Raw genomic sequence first — 16,820 nt, 5'->3', positions numbered from 1 at the left:
CACGGCGCGGGGTGCGTACCAGGCGCGGCTACATCCTCCATCCCACGGTCCACGCCCCGCGTACCGCGCGCCGCGGGAGCCCGTCACCTGTCCAGCGTGCCTGTCTACGTCCCCACAGCGCGCGGTACGGGGGAAATGACCCGATCTGCTACTACAGCACGCTCAGCGCCCACGGAGCCCGTTCAGGTCGAACTTCCCGCGCGCCGTGGCGGGGTACTCACGCAGGGCGCGTGGGGACTCGCCCCTGAACGCCCTCGTTGGCTACGCCAACACCTACGCGCTCACGGGGCGGCGGGTACCCCGAAACGGGGAACGGTACCCGCCCCGCCGATACGGGGAGCGGGTACCGCCCTGAGCTCTCGTTCACACACAACACACCGAAGGCTCACGCTCAGGGTAGCTGCGAGGCGGGGTCCAGGGGAAGCGGGATGTGTCTCCGCGTCAGGTGTGATACCGCCGCGTGTGACGGTCCCGCGTTCCCCGCGCCGAGTCGACCAGAGCGTCGACCAGGGCACGCGCCGCGTGGTCTAGGGTGCCCGTCCCGCCCGTCACGGGCGGAGCGTCCCGCGTCACCCGCTCCGCCAGCTCCTCCAGCGCCCGCTCCGTAACCTCACTTACGGGAGCCGCGGGCGGGAGGAACTCCGCCATCCGCCGCTCCAGATCAGCCCGCTCAGGGGTACCCGCCGCGTAGAGCCGCCGTACCGCCCCCGCCTGATCTGCCCCGCTGAACTCCGCCACCCGTCACCCTTCCCTCGCCGCCGTGTACGGGAACGGTACCGCGGGAGGAGGGGATCGTAGATATGGATATGAGGGGCGCTGGGACGGTACCCGCGCCGCGGGAACGGGAAGCTCAGCCGAGCCGCGCCCTCCCCACTCCCTGCGCGATTCCCCACGCGCCAAGACAGACGCGCTCGGGCCGTGGCGCGTGGAGCGTGGAGCAGCGCCTTCCTCGTCGTCTAGTCCCGTGTCCCCACGGCGCGCGGGTCACGGCCGCGTTCGCCCGTGCCGCAAGGCTCAGGCAGAATCCCCTCATGAGTGATTACCCCAAGCACCTCACCGTGAATCCCGACGACGTAGACCGTGCCCTGGCGCGGGTCGAGGTACTCGTGGACGACAACCACCGCAGCGCGGTGAAGAAGGCACTGACACGGCTCCCTCACCTGGGGCAATTCGGCGCGCTGGACGAGGACGACGACAGCCGCGCCACCTCCGCCGTGACTGCCGCCGCCACGTCCGCCGCAGCCGCGTTCATCGACGCCCTCTACGGAGGGCTCCCCGATGACATCCTGGACGTGGACCGCCCCGAGACCGTCGAGACCCGCATCCGTCTCGCATGGAGCCTGCGCGAAGACGTGATCTCGGCGCTCGTGAAGGGCTTCACGGCATACGCCGCTAAGGAGACGGAGTCCGCCTGACGGGTCACTCGTACCCGCCCTCCGCCTCCCACGGTTCGAGTACCCACGGCGGCGCTGACGGGTCAGGGTCCCAGCGGCGGTACCACGACGCGAGGCGGGGGTCGAGGTCCACCGCCCAGCCCTCCACGTCCCCGTCTGCGAGGGACGGGGTCCATCGCGCGGCGTCAGTCCAGGGGAAGAGGTCGGGCTCGCCCTCCGCGAGGACTTCATCTATAGCCGCGAGTACCCATTCCAGTTCATCCACGCGGCGCGGTCAACTCCACGCGCAGCGTCCCATCAGGGCAGTGCAACGTGGCCCACGGCGCGAGGGAAAGTTGGCGGTACAGCTTCGCTGACACCGCCAGCACGAACTCGTCAGTGAACCAGTCGACGGGCAAATCCAGCTCTGGGGCGGCGTCCCATATACCGCAGCGCAGGGCGGGGGAGCCGTTCACCACGTCGAGGTAGTCGCCCACGGCGCGGGCAGTCTCGCCGTTCACGCGCCACGTCCATGTGGCTTCACACCACACATGCTCGGGGTTGGACTGGTCGAGGTACGGGGCGAGGTCATACAGGGCTGCGGTCATGCGGTCCAGGGTTGCTCCGCGCGGCGGCAGAAGGGAAGCGCTGCGCGGGAATCGTCACGTCCCACCCCTGCGCCAAGCGATCCGTGGTCCGTGGGCGCGGAGCGTGTCAATCCCTGCAAACGCGCAGGTAAGATACGGTTTTTGTATGACTGACAGCCCCGTTAACGAGAAGCGCCAGATGTTCCGCCGCGTGGCGAAACTGACTGAGCTCTTTCAGGAGTTCCTCGGAGGAGAGCTATTTTTCGTCCTGCAATCATGCGTCAAACAGACAATGGTTGGAGCCATTGAGGCTGGCGTGACGGATGAAGAGGTATCGGAGGCGTTGGCCACTCTGGCGGATGTGCACGAGTTCCCTCCCGAGGTCAACGCCGCGTGGATGCCCTCCTGGCTCACCCCGCTGGCGGATGCGCTGTGGCGCAGGAGCAACGGTGAACATGTAGGCGTGCGTGTCTACTACTCCTGATGCCCCAATAACCGTTCGAGCGCCCTCCCCTCGAACGCTTATCGAACGATATTGAAGCCTCGCAACACGATACTTTGGCACACATGACGACATACCCGCTGGTAGCGCGGCGCACGTAATGCTCTGTGACACAGAGCAGCGCAAACCGACGCACTCGTCCCCTAACAGAAGGTTGGGGGTTCGAATCCCTTCGGGCGCACTTAAGAAATTTCCCGCTCGCTCTGCGAGCTCCCACCTTGGCGGGAGGCATTCGGCGAGAACCAGGCGGTCTTGGCCCGCCAGGATCGCGCCAGCCCGTAGGCGAAGATCGCCACCGACAAGCAGATGCAGGCCCAGATCGCCGGCCCGGCGTAACCGCCGACCCAGATCGAGACGATCGCGATCAGGCAGGCCAGCACCGTGAACGCCATCGACGCCAGATACAGGTCGACCGTCCTCTTGGCCCGCGGATCGTGGCGCAGGACCAACATCAGCCGGCCGACGTAGCCGCTGAGGTAGAGCACCAGCCAGCAGGCGGCCACCTCGAAGGCGGTCAGCCAGGCATCGCCGGTCAGGCCGGCGAACAGGTCGGGCTCATGGCCCCGTTCGATCTTGACGAAGCTGACCAGCAGCACCAACACGCCCAGCCCCACCGGCAGCCGCAGATGCCTGCGCATCAGCGGCCGTACCTGCTCGGGGTCGGCGAGTCGCACCAGCATGTGATAGATGTTCGCGATCACCGCGATGATCAGGCAGAAGCCGCCGACCAGCTGCTGGACATTCCACATTCCCAGCCACTGGTGCAGCAGGGGGCTGAGTTCGGCACCGGCCCACGGCGACAGCAGCAGCAGCGCACAGCCTTCCATCGCGATGGCGAAGGTGGCGGCCGCTTCCCAGCGCGACCACCAAGTGTCGCGTCGCACCCACAGGCTGTAGAGGATCACCGCGAGGGTGGCGGTGATGAAAACCGGGGTCATTGCGTACCGATTGCCCTGCCGCCCCCCGAGGTAAACCATGCGCTCTTCGCCTGCCAGGATCGCGCCGACCCGAACGCGAAGGTCCCCACCGCCAGACAGATGCACACCCAGATCGCCAGACTGGCGTGGTCCCCACCACGCCATGCCGAGCCGATCACGATCAGACAGGCCGCCGCGGCGAACGCCATCGACACCAGGAAGAGGTCGATGGTGGCTTTGGCCCGTGGATCTGTCCGCAAAATCAGCATCAGCCGGCTGACGTAGGCGCTGAGGTAGAGCACCACGGCGGAGCCGACCAGTTCATAGACGGTCAGCCACGAATCGGTGGGTGCGGCGGCAAACATGTCGGTTCGGTACTCCTGGTCGGCGAGCAGGTAGGAGGGCACCATCAGCGCAATGCCGGTCCATACCGGGATTATCAGCTGGCGGCGCATTATCGAGCGCACCTGCTCAGGATCGGCGAGCCGGACCAGCATGTGGTAGATGTTCGCCAAGATGGCCACGATCAGGCACAGGTGACCGAGCATCTGCTGCACGTTCCACACGCCCAGGCCGCGGTGCAGGATGGGGCCGATCGTGGTGGCGCCCCACGGCGACATCAACAGCAGCGCGCAGCCCTCTAACACCAGCGCCAGGGAGGCCGCGGCCTCCCAGCGTGACCACCAGGTGTCACGGCGAACCCACGAGCTGTAACAGATCAGCGCCAGCGTGGCGACGATGAGTGGTGACATCACCGCGCTCTTTCACGACAGCGCTTGCGGTGGATTGGGCTCCTTGACGGGTCGACTGCGGGAGGCGAACCAGGCCGCCTTGGCCTTCCACGAGCGGGCCGAGCCGTAGGCGAAGATGGTCACCGAAACGCACCCGCACAACCACACCAGCGAACTCACATCGGATTGGCTCCAGGTGGTGCTCAACTGCGCGACCAATGCCGCCAGCGCGAACGCCGATGAGGCGGTGTAGAGCTCGACGGTCTCCTTGGCGCGGGGATCGGACCGTACCAGCAGCAGCAGCCGAGTTGCGTAGCTGGACAAGAAGATCAGCAGACCGCAGAACAACACCCAGTACACGCTCGCCCAGACGCCGCCGCCACCACTCGTCGAGAAACCGTCCGGGCGGTAGCCGGCGTCAGCGGTGACGAACACCGCCACCATCGCCACCACGCCGATCCACACGGGCCACTCCACGTGCCGGCGGAACAACGGTCGGATCCGGTCGAAGTCGGCCAAGCGCGGCAGCACGTGGTAGATGTTGGCGGCGACCGCGACGACGAAGCAGATGTGGCCGGCCAGCTGCTGCAGGTTCCACATCCGCGTGGCGCGCTGCACCCATGGGCCGAGCGTTTCGGCCGCCCACGGCGACATCAACACCAAAGCACAGGCCTCCAATGTGATGGCCAGGGTGATGCCGATCTCCCAGCGTGACCACCACGTATCGCGGCGCACCCACAAGCTGTAGAGCGCCACAAGAACGGTGGCGCCGATGAAGACCGACGTCATGCGTCGACGTTACTGCCCGGCGGCCCGGTTAGACCGGCGGTTTGTCCAGATCCGCTTTGAGATCGCCGAGGCGCAGTGGCCGCGAGGACGATTCCAGATATTCCGCGACGGCGTCGTGCTCGATCAGCCCGAACCGGACCTGCAGGTCGACCGGGTTCAACCCGAAGTATCTGGCGACCCTGATCAGATTGTCGGCGCTGATCAGTCGGCCCTCGTGGGCCGCCTTGTAGTAGGCCGACTTGCGGTAACCGAATGCCTCGTAGACCTCGGTGGCTCCGAGTGGCCGTCCGACGAGGTAGGGGAGCACTACGGTTGGATCTTTGTGACGATCGTCCACAGCAATAAACCTTAGCTCGGCTTCGTAGACCGCACAACCGTTAGTCAGAACGGCCGTGCGCAAATCACGCGTCAATCTACCCGGTAGCCAGCAGCTCCAGCATCGCCAGAGCCGCGATTCGCGCACCCAATGGGATCGCGGCCAGGTCGACGACGTAGTCGGGGGAGTGCGGAGAGTAGGGGAACAACTTGCCCTGCGCGGCGGCGTCGGCATACACCTGCGGGTCGGCCACCCCGACCAATAGGTAGGCCAGCGGGACGTCGCGGTGCGGGCCTTTGAGCAGGTGACAGTCCTCCGACCCGGTTATCGCCGGCAGGTCGGTGATGACGTTCTGCTCGCCGAGCACACCGCCGAGTGTGGCGGCCACCCGGGCGGTCAGGGCCGCGTCGTTGACCAGCGGGGTGGAGCCGCCGCCCATCGTGATGACCGGCATCAGCTCGTCGGGCATCCCGGCGCCGCGGGCGATGCCCTCGCTGATCGCCCGGATCCCGCTGAGTAGTTGCTCGCGGACCTGCGGGTTGAACCAGCGCAGGTTGGCCAGTAGCCGGGCCCGGTCCGGGATGACGTTGTAGCTGGCGCCGGCCTGCACCGAGCCCACCGTAAGCACCGCGCTCTCGTGCGGGGCGATGCTGCGGCTGATGATGCTTTGGAACGCCACCACGGCCTGGGCGGCCATCAGCACCGGGTCCTTGGCCAGCTGCGGCAGTGACCCGTGCCCGCCGATGCCGTGGAACACGATCTCCAGCTGGTCGGTGCCCGCCATCCGTTCACCGCCCACGGCGGCCACCATGCCCACCGGGACCGGCGCGGTGTGCATCGCGACGAACGAATCCGGTTGCGGCGCTACGGCGTAGAGCCCGCCATCGACCATCGCCCGGGCGCCGGAGATCAGCTCCTCGGCCGGTTGGCCGATCAGCACCGCGGTGCCCGACCAGGCGGTCTCGGCGAGCACCTTGGCCATCCCGAGCATCCAGGTGACGTGCGCGTCATGGCCGCAGACATGCCCGACCGGTGACTGGCTGCCGTCGTCGTTGGTCACCCGCACGGTGCTGGCGTAGTCCAAGCCGCTGGTCTCCCGCACGGCCAGCGCGTCCATATCGGCCCGGTACATCACCACCGGGCCCGGGCCGCGCTCCAGGATCGCCACCACCCCGGTGCCGCCGATGCCGGTCGTCACGGTGAACCCGAGATCGGTCAGGGCCTGCGCGACGATCCCGGCGGTGCGGATTTCGGCGAAGCCCAGCTCGGGGTTGCGGTGCAGGTCTTTGAACACCTCGATCAGCCGGGGTGTCTCGGCGGCCACGATCCGTTCGACATCCCGGCGGTGCTCATGCCGCGTCACGACTCAGCCGTCCAGCATCGTCAGCGCGCGTTGGAACAACCACACCGCCGCCTCGTGCAATTGATCGCCGACTTCCTTCTGCGCCTTGCCCGCCGACGCCCGGGCCAGCGTCCCCTCGATCACGATCGCCAGCTTGAAACAGGCCAGCACCGTGTACCAGCCGATCTGCGACAAGTCGCGGGAGCTGCCGGCGGCGTACCGCTCCAACAGGTCATCGGTGGAGGCCAGCCCGTCCATTCCGGTCAGGGTGTGGCCGAACACGCTGGAGCCGTCGTCTTGCCGCCAGGTGGCCAGCAGCCAGCCCAGGTCCAGCAGCGGATCCCCGATCGTCGACATCTCCCAGTCCAGGATCGCCGCCAGCTGCGGCCCGGTGCGGGAGAACATCACGTTGGCCACGTGGTAGTCGCCGTGCAGGATGCCGGGTTGCCAGGACGCCGGTACGTTGCGCTGCAGCCACGAGGCGACCTCGTCGACGCCGGGCAGGTCGGGACCCGGGTAGTTCTCGAATTGGCGATAGGAGTCCAACTCCGAAAGCCAGCGCGGCACTTGGCGTTCCAGGAATCCGTCCGGCTTGCCGTAGTCGGCCAGCCCCACCGCGACGTGGTCGACGGCACCGAGCTTGGCCAGCGCGTCGGCCATCGACAGGCCCATCTCGTAGCGCACCGCCGGGTCGCCGGCGTGCAGGGCGGGCAGCTCCTCACCGGCGTTGAACCCGTCGATGGGCTCCATGAGATAGAACACCGCGTCACCGAGCACCGCCGGGTCCGCGCAGGTCGCGATCAATCGCGGGTGCGGCACATCGGTGTCGGCCAGCGCTGCCAGCACCCGGGTCTCGCGCAGCATCACCGCATTGCTACGTGGACGCAGATGCAGCGGGCCGCGCCGCAGCACATAGCTGCGGCCGGATCGGGTGAACCGCAGCATGACGTTCTGGGTCCCGCCCGACAATTCGGTGACGTCCTCCAAAGGGCCCTCGCCGAGGCGCTGGTCGGACATCCATCGCGCGACCGGTTCCAGGTCCATTCGTCGGTCAGCCCTTGGGGCGTGCCAGCTGGGAGATGGTCTGGACCCGGATCGAGTCGTCGCCGAACACGAAGGTGTCCACGCCGTCGACCTGGAAGCCCGGCGAGTCCAGCGTCCACTCCAGCAGCAGGATCTCGCCGTGATAGGTCTTCGTCTTGATGTCGAACACCGCCGAGGCCAGCGTGTCGGCGAACTGGCTGAATCCGGCCCTGATGCTGTCGCGGCCCTGCGCCACACCGGCGGGGGTGATCAGCACCGAATCGTCGTCGTAGTCGACGAGCAGCTCGTCGATGTTGCGGGCGACCAGTGCGTGAAGGTGGTGATCGAAGATCTCCTGCGGTGTGCGGGCCATGCCTCGACGATATCGGTTCACAGCGCGCCCATAGTGTCGATACACCGATGACACATCGGCGTGGACATACTGGAATGCGATGACTGCGCCACGTGGGTCGGTGGAACGTGTCGTGATGGCGCGCGCCGACGGCAAACCGATCACCGTGCTGGTGGTCGACGATGAGACGGTGCTGGCCGAAATGGTGTCGATGGCGCTGCGCTACGAGGGCTGGACCGTCGCGACCGCCGGCGACGGCGCCTCGGCGATCGCGTCGGCGAAAGCCGAACGCCCCGACGCGGTGGTGCTCGACGTGATGCTGCCCGACATGAGCGGGCTGGACGTCCTGCGCAAGCTGCGCGAGATCAACCCGCGCCTGCCGGTGCTGTTCTTGACCGCCAAGGACGCGTTGGAGGACCGCATCGCGGGGCTGACCGCCGGCGGTGACGACTATGTGACCAAACCCTTCAGCATCGAAGAGGTGGTGCTGCGGCTGCGAGCGCTGCTGCGCCGCACCGGGGTGAGCACCGCCGAGGCCGGCGCCCAGATCGTGGTCGGTGATCTGGTTCTCGACGAGGACTCTCACGAGGTCACCCGCGGCGGTGACCCGATCACGTTGACCTCCACCGAATTCGAGCTGCTGCGCTACCTGATGCACAACGCCAAACGGGTGCTGTCCAAGGCGCAGATCCTGGACCGGGTGTGGGACTACGACTTCGGGGGCCGGGCCAACATCGTCGAGCTCTACATCTCTTACCTGCGCAAGAAGATCGACAACGGCCGAGAACCGATGATCCACACGTTGCGCGGCGCCGGCTATGTGCTCAAGCCGGCTCCCTGACATCCGGCGGCCCTGGTCGCTGCGGGCGCGGTTGCTGGCAGGTCAGATCGCGTTGCTGACCGTGGCCTGTCTGGGCATCGGCGCGGTGACGGAGCTGGCGCTCTACCAATATCTGGTCAGCCAGCTCGACCACCAGCTGCATGACGCCGCGCGCCGTTCGGCGCGGCTGCACGGCCAGCCGCCGCCGCAGGCGTGGCATCGGCACCATCGCCCCCGGCCAGGTCCGGGGCCGGACTTCCTCGACGCCCCCGGCCAGCCGGTCGGCATGGTCGGTGCGGTGGTGGGCGCGGTGGACGGCGAAGCCATGATCGTCGACGCCGGCTGCCTGGGCACATCGGGCCAGCGTGAGGATCTGAGCCCTTCGGCCACAACGCAATTGGTCGATGTGGCCGCCGACCCCACACCTGTCACCCGGCGACTGGACGGTATCGGCCGCTACCGGCTGGTCGCAACACCCGCCCGCCACGGTGAGGAGATCATCATCACCGGGCTGCCGCTGGCCGGGGTGGACGCCACCATGGTGCGGGTGCTGCTCATCTTCGGCCTGGTCACCCTTGTCGCGGTGGCCGCCGCCGCCACCGCGGGCAGCGCCGTCATCCGGCGGGCGCTGGCCCCGCTGCGCCGCGTCGCGCAGACCGCCGGCGAGGTCGCCGACCTTCCGTTGGATCGCGGGGAGGCGATGCTGCCGGTGCGGGTCGCCGAATCCGACACCAACCCCCGCACCGAGGTGGGACAACTGGGCGCCGCGGTCAACCGGATGCTCGACCACATCGCTGCCGCGCTGTCGACACGGCAGGCCAGCGAGACCCGGGTGCGCCAATTCGTCGCCGACGCCAGCCATGAGCTGCGCACCCCGCTCACCGCGATCCGCGGTTACACCGAACTGGCCCAACGTATCCCGGCCTCCGACGGGGCGGACTCCGAAGCCCTGGAGCACGCGCTGAGCCGGGTCCAGTCCGAAACCCAGCGGATGACGCAGCTGGTCGAGGATTTGTTGCTGCTGGCCCGGCTGGATTCGGGCCGGCCGCTGGAGCACGACACGGTGGACCTGTCGCGGCTGGCGGTCGATGCGGTCAGCGACGCCCACGTCGGCGGCCCGGACCACCAGTGGCAGCTCGACCTGCCCGAGGAGCCGGTGACGGTGCCCGGCGACGCCGCCCGGCTACATCAGGTGCTGACCAACCTGCTCACCAACGCCCGGGTGCACACCGGCCCGGGAACCGTGGTGCGGATCCGGTTGGGTCTCGAGGGCGACGAGGCGGTGCTGACCGTCACCGACGACGGCCCGGGCATACCCGAGGAGTTCCAGCCGGAGATCTTCGAGCGGTTCGCCCGCGGTGACACCTCCCGGTCCCGCAAGGGCGGCAGCACCGGGCTGGGGCTGGCGATCGCCTCGGCGGTGGTGCGGGCCCATCGCGGAACGATCGGGGTGACCAGCAGGCCCGGCCACACCGAGTTCACCGTCCGGCTGCCCCGATAGCGGGGTTTGCCTGCCCCGGGTGCGGGGTAGGCGACGCGGATGAACCCCGAACTGCCCCCCGAACCGGGAACGCCGGAAGAACCGCCCCACCGGCGGGTTCCCGAGGATCCACCGGAACGCCTGGTGCCCGAGGACCCGCCGGAACGACTGGCGCCCGAAGAGACGCCGGAACGGCTGGTGCCCGAAGACCCACCGGAAAAGTGAGAGCGCATGCGGACGCGAATGCGCCACGTACTGGGCGCCTTAAGCCCGCGGCGCGGGCATCGGGGACACCCCTGACGGCGTCAACTCCCATCGCGCCGGCCACATCGGTGGCACGCTGGTCGCCATGAAGCACCGCCCGGTCAGCGCGGCTGTCGAGGCCGCGCACAACGCCCACCTGACGACGCTGCCATTCGGGGACACAACGGATTTCGAGGACGCCGACCGCGGGTTCATCGCCGCGCTGGAGCCGTGTGTCATCACCGCCGCCGACGGCCGCGTGGTGTGGGATAACGACAGCTACGGCTTTCTCGCCGGTGAGCCCCCGACATCGGTGCATCCCGCCTTGTGGCGGCAATCCCAGCTCGCGGCCAAGCAGGGTCTCTACGAAGTCGTCGACGGTATCTACCAGGTCCGTGGCTTCGACATCTCCAACGTCACCTTCGTCGAGGGCGACACCGGCGTCATCGTCATCGATCCGCTGATCTCCACCGAGGTCGCCGCCGCAGCCTTGGCGCTCTATCGCCGGCACCGCGGCGGTGAGCGCCCCGTCACCGCGGTCATCTACACCCACAGCCACGTCGACCATTTCGGTGGCGTGCTGGGCGTGACCTCGCAGGCCGATGTCGACGCCGGCCGGGTCGCCGTCATCGCCCCGGAGGGCTTCATCGACCATGTGGTGGCCGAGAACGTCTACGCCGGCGCCGCGATGCTGCGCCGCGCCGGCTACATGTACGGCACCACGCTCGAGCGCGGCCCCTACGGGCAGGTCGGCTGCGGCCTGGGCCAGAACACCTCGACCGGGGAGGTGTCGGTGATCGTGCCGACCGTCACCATCTCCGACACCCGTGAGACCCATGTCGTCGACGGGGTGCAAATCGAGTTCCAGATGGCGCCCGGCAGCGAGGCGCCCGCCGAGATGCATTTCTATTTCCCGCAATTCCGGGCGTTGTGCATGGCCGAGAACGCCACCCACACCCAGCACAATCTGCTGACGCTGCGCGGCGCGCTGGTGCGCGACCCGCGTGCTTGGGCGGGATACCTCACCGAGGCCATCGACACCTTCGGCGGGCGATCCGACGTCGTCTTCGCCTCGCACCACTGGCCGATCTGGGGGTCTGAGCGTATCGCCGAATACCTGGCGCTGCAGCGGGATCTCTACGCCTACCTGCACGATCAGACGCTGCGGCTGCTCAACCAGGGCCACACCGGCGCGGAGATCGCCGAGCAGTTCCGGCTGCCGCCGGCGCTGGAACGCGCCTGGCACGCCCGCGGCTATTACGGCTCGGTCAGCCACAACGTCAAAGCCATCTACCAGCGTTACCTGGGCTGGTTCGACGGCAACCCGGCTCGGCTGTGGCCGCACCCGCCGCAGGCGCTCGCGACCCGCTACACCGCGGCGCTGGGCGGGGTGGATCGCGTCGTCGAGCTGGCCGGAGAAGCGTTCAACGACGGTGATTTCCGTTGGGCGGCAACGCTACTCGACCATGCGGTGTTCACCGATCCGGACCACCACGGCGCCAGAGGGCTCTACGCCGACACGCTGGAGCAACTGGCCTACGGTGCGGAGAACGCCACCTGGCGCAACTTCTTTCTCTCCGGTGCCACCGAATTGCGCGGCGGGGTGTTCGGCACCCCCGTGCAGGCCACCTCGATGGCGCTGCTGTCGCAGCTCAGCCCCGAGCAGCTCTTCGACAGCCTGGCGATCCGGGTCGACGGGCCACGCGCCTGGGACCTCGAACTGGCCCTGGACGTCTCGTTCGCCGACACGGGCGTCAACTACCGGCTCACCCTGCGCAACGGCGTGCTGGTGCACCGGAAGGCGCCGCCTGACCCCGACAGCGCGCACGCCGGCGTCACGGTGGCCGGCAAGCCGGCACTGCTGGCGGCACTGCTGGGTCACGGGACACCGGAGATCTCCGGGGATCAGTCGGTGTGGGCGACACTGCGCGGCGTGCTCGACACCGCCGACCCGGGTTTCAACATCGTCACCCCCTGACCGGTGAGCGAAAACGCCCCTTAGGGTGGCAGCGTGCAGTTGCTGCTTATCCGCCACGCGCTCCCGCTGCGCAGCGAGTACGGCCAGGGCTCAGACCCCGAGCTGTCCGAAATCGGCCGCGAGCAGGCCCTGCGGCTGCCCGACGCGCTGGCGCGTCACCCGATCACCCGGCTGGTCAGCAGCCCGCAGCGCCGGGCCGTGCAGACCGCCGAACCGCTGGCCGCCCAGCGCGACCTGGCCATCGATCTCGATGAGCGGTTCGCCGAATACGACCGCGACCTGGCGGGTTATCTGCCCATCGAGCAGCTACGCGTCGAGCGTCCGCAGGACTGGGCCCGGATGGCGCAGGGGCACCTGCCCGCAGACGTCGACGAGGCCGCGTTCTGTGCACGGGTGGCCGCCGCCGTCGCCGATGTGGTGGCCGACTCCGAGCACGACGACACGGTGGCGGTGTTCAGCCACGGCGGTGTCATCAACGTGGTGCTGCACCAGATCCTGGGCACGCAGCGGCTGTTGTCGTTTCCCATCGACTACGTGTCGGTCACGCGGTTGCTGTATTCGCGCTCCGGGCAGGCCGCGGTGGCGTCGACCAACGGTACCGAGCACGTCTGGGATCTGTTGCCGCGCAACCAGTCACGGTTGCCCGGTAACGACGCCGCCGACGCGGCGGGCTGACGGCCGGCCGGTTAGCGCCGGGCAGCCAGGGTCTTCTTGGCTGCGCGGCGCAGCTGGAAGATCCGCGCGGTGCCGGCCAACGCGGTGACCAGTCCGCCGCAGACCGCCGCCAGCAGGATCGCCACCCCCAGCGGCAGGCTCCACGTCCACCCCAGGAACGCCAGGTCGACCGGGCCGGTGTTCTGGGTGACGAACACCAGCAGCACGATCAGAACCAGAAAACCGGCGATCAGCGCGCTCCACAGCGCGCCGGCGCGGGTGAACGGCACCCCGGCCGGTGGCGGCGGTGCCGCGGATTCGCCTCGCGACGGGTCGGCTGGCACGGTCGGGTCGCTGCTCATGGAGGCCATTTTGCCGTTTCGCGCGCGATTATGAACGAGTTCTGGTCAGTTTCCGCATCGGGGTAGGGGGCTGCGAATCGCACTGCGGTCGCTTACGGTGGTCCGGTGAGCGCAGCCCCGTCCGGCTCGTGGCCGGCGATCCTGACCTGGCGGGCGCCCGACGTCCCGCGGATGGAGTCGGTGCGGGTGCAACTGTCCGGCAACAGGATCAGGGCTAACGGCCGGATCGTTGCCGCAGCCACCGACACCCACCCGGCCTTCAGTGCCTACTACGACCTGCAGACCGACGAGTCCGGGGCCACCAAGCGGCTCGGTCTGACCGTGACGGTCGCCGAGCGGGACCGCCAATTGGTGATCGCCCGCGACGAAGAGAACATGTGGCTGATCACCGACGCCCGCGGCCAGTCCCGCGCCGGTTATGACGGGGCATTGGACGTCGACGTGGTGTTCAGCCCGTTCTTCAACGTGCTGCCGATCCGGCGGGCCCGGCTGCATGAGCGGACGGCCACGGTCACCCTCCCGACGGTCTACCTGTGGCTGCCGGAGATGTCGGTGGTCGCGGCCGCCGCCAGCTACAGCAGCAGCGAGTCCGGCATCACGATCCGCACCCCGGGCACCGACCCCGAAGGCACCACCATCACTGTCGACGACGAGGGGTTCGTCATCGACTATCCCGGGTTGGCAGCGCGGATCTGATCACCCCGCCGGCCCGTCCGGCGGCGGCCAGCTCCCGGCGCCAGTCGCGCTCGCCCACCACCACCGTGACGATCTCGGTGCGCGGAAAGTTGTCGTAGCGGGTGCGGGCGGCGTGCCCGTGATTGACCAGCTCGGCGACCGAATCGGCGGCCGACAGCGAATCCCGCGCGTCGGCCAGCAGCGCAATGGCGCGCTCGAGCACCGGCAACAGTTGCAGCCAGTTGGCCTCGCACATCGCCCGGACCAGATCCGGTGCCGTTCCGGCGACCCGGGTGCCGTCCCGGAACGATCCGGCGGCCAGTGCGAACGCCAGCGGCACGTCCGCGGCGGTGACGGCCAGCGCCTCGGCCAGCAGGTGCGGCAGGTGCGAGATCGCGGCCGCGGCCGCGTCGTGTTCCTCGGAGCGGGCCGGCACCGCCACCGAGCCGCAGTCCAGGATCAGCTCCAGCACCGTCGAGAACACCGCCGGGTCCACGTGGTCATCGACGCTGATCACCCACGGTGCGCCCTCGAACAGCTTGGCGTGGCCGGCCGGCCAGCCGGAGTGGGCGGTGCCGGCCATCGGGTGGCCGCCGACGAACCGAGCCTGCAGCCCGGCGGCGGCGACGCCGTCGAGCACCGGCTGCTTGACGCTGGTGACGTCGGTCAGCGGGTTGTCGGGTGCCAGCCGCCGGACGTGGTCGAGCAGCAGCGACAGCGCCGGCACCGGGACGGCCAGCACGATCAGCGCTTCGGTTTCGGCGGCCCGGGTCAGCGCCGCCTCGAGGTCGGTGGTGGCGTCAAAGCCGTCGGCGACGGCGGCCTTCACCCCGTCCGCCGACCGGTTGTAGCCGAACGCCACCCGCCCGGCCGCCGCGGCGGCGCGCAGCACCGAACCGCCGATCAGGCCGAGTCCCAATACGCATACCGGAGTTTTCCCTGCGCTTGCCACCACCTCTCCAGGTTGGCACACGCTGGTCAAGGGCGTAAACGGCGACTACCGTAGGCGGCCATGGGAGCACAGGGCGCGTCCGCACAGGGCCGGCCGGCGGACACGCTGGACGGCTTCGGGGTGGCTGTTGTGCGTGAAGACGGCAAGTGGCGTTGCACGTCGATGCGTGCCGCGGCCCTGACCAGTCTGTCGATGGCCGAGACGGAGTTACGCGAGTTGCGCAGCGCAGGCGCGGTTTTCGGTCTCCTCAACGTCGACGACGAATTCTTCGTGATCGTCCGCCCGGGGCCGGCCGGCACCCGGCTGCTGCTGTCGGATGCCACGGCAGCGCTGGATTACGACATCGCCGACGAGGTGCTCGAGGAGTTGGACGCCGACATCGACGCCGAAGACCTGGAGGACTCCGATCCGTTCGAGGAGGGCGATCTGGGCCTGCTCTCCGATATCGGGCTGCCGGCCGCGGTGCTCGGCGTCATTCTCGACGAATCCGATCTGACCGTCGATGAACAACTGCACCGGATCGCCAGCGAGATGGGGTTCGACGAGCAGCTCTCCGCGGTGCTGCCGCGGCGCCGTCGGTGACCGGCCCGCCCACCGACGAGGACCTGATCCGGGCGGCATTGGCGGCCGCCGGGCAGGCCGGTCCCCGTGATGTTCCGGTGGGGGCGGTGGTGGTCGGCCCCGACGGCACGGTGCTGGCCCGGGCGGCCAACGCCCGCGAAGCCCTCGGTGACCCGACCGCGCACGCCGAGATGCTGGCGATCCGCGAGGCCGCCGCGGTGCTCGGCGACGGCTGGCGGCTGACCGGCGCCACCCTGGCCGTCACCCTGGAGCCGTGCACCATGTGCGCCGGAGCGCTGGTGGCCGCCCGGGTGGCGCGGCTGGTGTTCGGGGCCTTCGAACCCAAGACCGGGGCGGTCGGCTCGCTGTGGGACGTGGTGCGTGATCGCCGGCTCAACCACCGCCCGGAGGTGCGCGGCGGGGTGTTGGCGCAGGAGTGTGCCGCGCCACTGGAGGGGTTCTTCGCCCGGCAGCGATTGGGCTGACGGCGCGATCGTTGGGTAGGCTGTCCCGCGGTGGCGTGTCCGAGCGGCCTAAGGAGCACGCCTCGAAAGCGTGTGTGGGGTAACCCCCCACCGAGGGTTCAAATCCCTCCGCCACCGCCATTGTGATCAGTGCTCGATCGCCCCGGCTGCTGCCGGGGCGATCACTGACTCCCGAGATTGCACCCATGCAGCAAAGGTGCGGGTAACGCCCTGCGTGGATGCAATCTCGCGGGGGTCGGTACCGGATCAAGCGCCGCTCACCGCGGCCGGTCGACCGCATAGGTCCCGGCGTCGTCGGTGAACTCCACCAGCACCTGACGTGGTTGGCCGTCGACAACCACCGCGCAGGTGAAGGTGGCGCCGGTGCGCACCGTCGGGTTGACCCCGTTGTTGCATCGGACATCGGTCACCTGCTCGCGCCCGTAGCCGTTGATCGGGTCGGTGAGCACCCGGCGGACACCGTCTTGGGCGTCGGTGACGTCGAGTTCGACCGGTCCCGGGCCGCCGACGACCCCGCGCAGCACCAGCATCACCAGCATCGCCAGGGTCAGCACCGCGGTGACGACGACCCCGGTCAGCACCATGTTCCGGTTCGACTGTTGTTGCGTGTCAGCAGGTTTGGGCGGTGCCGGACGCGGCGGGGGCGCAGGCCGGGGCCCGAAATCCGGTGGCCGGGGC

Annotated in this window: 21 protein-coding genes and 1 tRNA gene; 11 read left to right on the top strand and 11 right to left on the bottom strand. The window is 68.8% G+C overall.

Going from position 1 to position 16,820, the window contains the following annotated elements:
- The first annotated feature begins 1,031 nt into the window (after positions 1-1,031).
- Positions 1,032-1,415: a hypothetical protein gene (locus BST28_RS17485; RefSeq protein ID WP_083082113.1), complete on the top strand. Its 384-nt coding sequence runs from the start codon at positions 1,032-1,034 to the stop codon at positions 1,413-1,415.
- 236 nt (positions 1,416-1,651) lie between these two features.
- Here the strand turns inward: BST28_RS17485 and BST28_RS17475 are convergent, their stop codons facing one another.
- Entirely contained in the window at positions 1,652-1,981 is a 330-nt protein-coding gene (locus BST28_RS17475; RefSeq protein WP_083082109.1) for a hypothetical protein, read from the bottom strand.
- 145 nt (positions 1,982-2,126) lie between these two features.
- Between BST28_RS17475 and BST28_RS17470 the strand changes: the two genes are divergently transcribed.
- Complete coding sequence (locus BST28_RS17470; RefSeq protein ID WP_083082107.1) at positions 2,127-2,444, top strand: carboxymuconolactone decarboxylase family protein; 318 nt, start codon at positions 2,127-2,129, stop codon at positions 2,442-2,444.
- A gap of 200 nt (positions 2,445-2,644) precedes the next feature.
- Here BST28_RS17470 and BST28_RS17465 read toward each other — a convergent pair whose 3' ends face one another.
- The 7 genes from BST28_RS17465 to BST28_RS17435 all read right to left on the bottom strand — a co-directional run bounded on the left by BST28_RS17465 (position 2,645) and on the right by BST28_RS17435 (position 7,953).
- On the bottom strand, positions 2,645-3,400 hold the full coding sequence (locus tag BST28_RS17465; protein WP_083082105.1) for a hypothetical protein: 756 nt from the start codon (positions 3,398-3,400) through the stop codon (positions 2,645-2,647).
- Complete coding sequence (locus tag BST28_RS17460) at positions 3,397-4,131, bottom strand: hypothetical protein (RefSeq protein ID WP_019737955.1); 735 nt, start codon at positions 4,129-4,131, stop codon at positions 3,397-3,399. The genes BST28_RS17465 and BST28_RS17460 overlap by 4 nt, the downstream gene beginning before the upstream one ends.
- Positions 4,132-4,143: 12 nt before the next feature.
- Positions 4,144-4,899, bottom strand: a complete 756-nt coding sequence (locus BST28_RS17455; RefSeq protein WP_019737956.1) for a hypothetical protein — start codon at positions 4,897-4,899, stop codon at positions 4,144-4,146.
- Between the two features lie 28 nt (positions 4,900-4,927).
- Positions 4,928-5,236: a hypothetical protein gene (locus tag BST28_RS17450; RefSeq protein WP_019737957.1), complete on the bottom strand. Its 309-nt coding sequence runs from the start codon at positions 5,234-5,236 to the stop codon at positions 4,928-4,930.
- A gap of 76 nt (positions 5,237-5,312) precedes the next feature.
- Complete coding sequence (locus BST28_RS17445; protein ID WP_019737958.1) at positions 5,313-6,578, bottom strand: amidohydrolase; 1,266 nt, start codon at positions 6,576-6,578, stop codon at positions 5,313-5,315.
- A gap of 3 nt (positions 6,579-6,581) precedes the next feature.
- The gene (locus BST28_RS17440; protein WP_083082103.1) at positions 6,582-7,601 is read right to left on the bottom strand and encodes a phosphotransferase family protein; all 1,020 of its coding nucleotides are present in this window, start codon (positions 7,599-7,601) and stop codon (positions 6,582-6,584) included.
- 7 nt (positions 7,602-7,608) lie between these two features.
- Positions 7,609-7,953 (bottom strand): nuclear transport factor 2 family protein, encoded by a 345-nt coding sequence (locus tag BST28_RS17435; protein WP_019737960.1) that lies wholly within the window; start codon positions 7,951-7,953, stop codon positions 7,609-7,611.
- Positions 7,954-8,068: 115 nt separating this feature from the next.
- Between BST28_RS17435 and BST28_RS17430 the strand changes: the two genes are divergently transcribed.
- The 5 genes from BST28_RS17430 (at position 8,069) to BST28_RS17415 (ending at position 13,128) form a co-directional block, all read left to right on the top strand.
- Positions 8,069-8,773 (top strand): response regulator transcription factor, encoded by a 705-nt coding sequence (locus tag BST28_RS17430; protein ID WP_170306773.1) that lies wholly within the window; start codon positions 8,069-8,071, stop codon positions 8,771-8,773.
- Positions 8,751-10,253, top strand: coding sequence for a sensor histidine kinase (locus BST28_RS17425; protein ID WP_083082099.1), 1,503 nt, complete (start codon positions 8,751-8,753; stop codon positions 10,251-10,253). The genes BST28_RS17430 and BST28_RS17425 overlap by 23 nt, the downstream gene beginning before the upstream one ends.
- 39 nt (positions 10,254-10,292) lie before the next feature.
- The gene (locus BST28_RS24145) at positions 10,293-10,457 is read left to right on the top strand and encodes a hypothetical protein (protein WP_019735406.1); all 165 of its coding nucleotides are present in this window, start codon (positions 10,293-10,295) and stop codon (positions 10,455-10,457) included.
- A gap of 124 nt (positions 10,458-10,581) precedes the next feature.
- A complete protein-coding gene (locus BST28_RS17420) occupies positions 10,582-12,453 on the top strand; it encodes an alkyl/aryl-sulfatase (protein WP_083082096.1) in 1,872 nt (623 codons plus the stop codon).
- Positions 12,454-12,486: 33 nt separating this feature from the next.
- A complete protein-coding gene (locus tag BST28_RS17415) occupies positions 12,487-13,128 on the top strand; it encodes a histidine phosphatase family protein (protein WP_083082094.1) in 642 nt (213 codons plus the stop codon).
- An 11-nt stretch (positions 13,129-13,139) separates the two neighbouring features.
- On the opposite strand, the gene BST28_RS17410 is transcribed toward BST28_RS17415, so the two are convergent.
- On the bottom strand, positions 13,140-13,469 hold the full coding sequence (locus tag BST28_RS17410; protein WP_019737607.1) for a LapA family protein: 330 nt from the start codon (positions 13,467-13,469) through the stop codon (positions 13,140-13,142).
- Positions 13,470-13,574: 105 nt separating this feature from the next.
- On the opposite strand from BST28_RS17410, the gene BST28_RS17405 reads away from it, so the two are divergent.
- Complete coding sequence (locus BST28_RS17405) at positions 13,575-14,165, top strand: putative glycolipid-binding domain-containing protein (protein WP_019737608.1); 591 nt, start codon at positions 13,575-13,577, stop codon at positions 14,163-14,165.
- Here the strand turns inward: BST28_RS17405 and BST28_RS17400 are convergent.
- Positions 14,131-15,099, bottom strand: coding sequence for a prephenate dehydrogenase (locus BST28_RS17400; RefSeq protein WP_019737609.1), 969 nt, complete (start codon positions 15,097-15,099; stop codon positions 14,131-14,133). The genes BST28_RS17405 and BST28_RS17400 overlap by 35 nt on opposite strands.
- Positions 15,100-15,156: 57 nt before the next feature.
- On the opposite strand from BST28_RS17400, the gene BST28_RS17395 reads away from it, so the two are divergent.
- The 3 genes from BST28_RS17395 (at position 15,157) to BST28_RS17385 (ending at position 16,262) form a co-directional block, all read left to right on the top strand.
- A complete protein-coding gene (locus BST28_RS17395; RefSeq protein ID WP_083082093.1) occupies positions 15,157-15,678 on the top strand; it encodes a tRNA adenosine deaminase-associated protein in 522 nt (173 codons plus the stop codon).
- Entirely contained in the window at positions 15,675-16,142 is a 468-nt protein-coding gene (locus tag BST28_RS17390; protein WP_019737611.1) for a nucleoside deaminase, read from the top strand. The genes BST28_RS17395 and BST28_RS17390 overlap by 4 nt, the downstream gene beginning before the upstream one ends.
- Before the next feature lie 29 nt (positions 16,143-16,171).
- Positions 16,172-16,262: transfer RNA gene (locus BST28_RS17385), tRNA-Ser, on the top strand.
- A gap of 137 nt (positions 16,263-16,399) precedes the next feature.
- Here the strand turns inward: BST28_RS17385 and BST28_RS17380 are convergent.
- On the bottom strand, positions 16,400-16,820 hold a 421-nt coding region (locus BST28_RS17380), incomplete at its 5' end, for a DUF4333 domain-containing protein (RefSeq protein ID WP_234808313.1).

Source organism: Mycolicibacter kumamotonensis (assembly GCF_002086285.1).
Lineage (GTDB): Bacteria > Actinomycetota > Actinomycetes > Mycobacteriales > Mycobacteriaceae > Mycobacterium > Mycobacterium kumamotonense.
Note: the sequence above shows the minus strand (reverse complement) of the source record. Positions and strands in the feature narration are given on the sequence as shown.

Bases quoted from the DNA above. Each gene is read 5' to 3' on its own strand.
- BST28_RS17485 (WP_083082113.1), top strand. From the start codon at position 1,032: ATGAGTGATTACCCCAAGCACCTCACCGTGAATCCCGACGACGTAGAC.
- BST28_RS17475 (WP_083082109.1), bottom strand. From the start codon at position 1,981: ATGACCGCAGCCCTGTATGACCTCGCCCCGTACCTCGACCAGTCCAAC.
- BST28_RS17470 (WP_083082107.1), top strand. From the start codon at position 2,127: ATGACTGACAGCCCCGTTAACGAGAAGCGCCAGATGTTCCGCCGCGTG.
- BST28_RS17465 (WP_083082105.1), bottom strand. From the start codon at position 3,400: ATGACCCCGGTTTTCATCACCGCCACCCTCGCGGTGATCCTCTACAGC.
- BST28_RS17460 (WP_019737955.1), bottom strand. From the start codon at position 4,131: ATGTCACCACTCATCGTCGCCACGCTGGCGCTGATCTGTTACAGCTCG.
- BST28_RS17455 (WP_019737956.1), bottom strand. From the start codon at position 4,899: ATGACGTCGGTCTTCATCGGCGCCACCGTTCTTGTGGCGCTCTACAGC.
- BST28_RS17440 (WP_083082103.1), bottom strand. From the start codon at position 7,601: ATGGACCTGGAACCGGTCGCGCGATGGATGTCCGACCAGCGCCTCGGC.
- BST28_RS17435 (WP_019737960.1), bottom strand. From the start codon at position 7,953: ATGGCCCGCACACCGCAGGAGATCTTCGATCACCACCTTCACGCACTG.
- BST28_RS17430 (WP_170306773.1), top strand. From the start codon at position 8,069: ATGGCGCGCGCCGACGGCAAACCGATCACCGTGCTGGTGGTCGACGAT.
- BST28_RS17425 (WP_083082099.1), top strand. From the start codon at position 8,751: ATGTGCTCAAGCCGGCTCCCTGACATCCGGCGGCCCTGGTCGCTGCGG.
- BST28_RS24145 (WP_019735406.1), top strand. From the start codon at position 10,293: ATGAACCCCGAACTGCCCCCCGAACCGGGAACGCCGGAAGAACCGCCC.
- BST28_RS17420 (WP_083082096.1), top strand. From the start codon at position 10,582: ATGAAGCACCGCCCGGTCAGCGCGGCTGTCGAGGCCGCGCACAACGCC.
- BST28_RS17410 (WP_019737607.1), bottom strand. From the start codon at position 13,469: ATGAGCAGCGACCCGACCGTGCCAGCCGACCCGTCGCGAGGCGAATCC.
- BST28_RS17395 (WP_083082093.1), top strand. From the start codon at position 15,157: ATGGGAGCACAGGGCGCGTCCGCACAGGGCCGGCCGGCGGACACGCTG.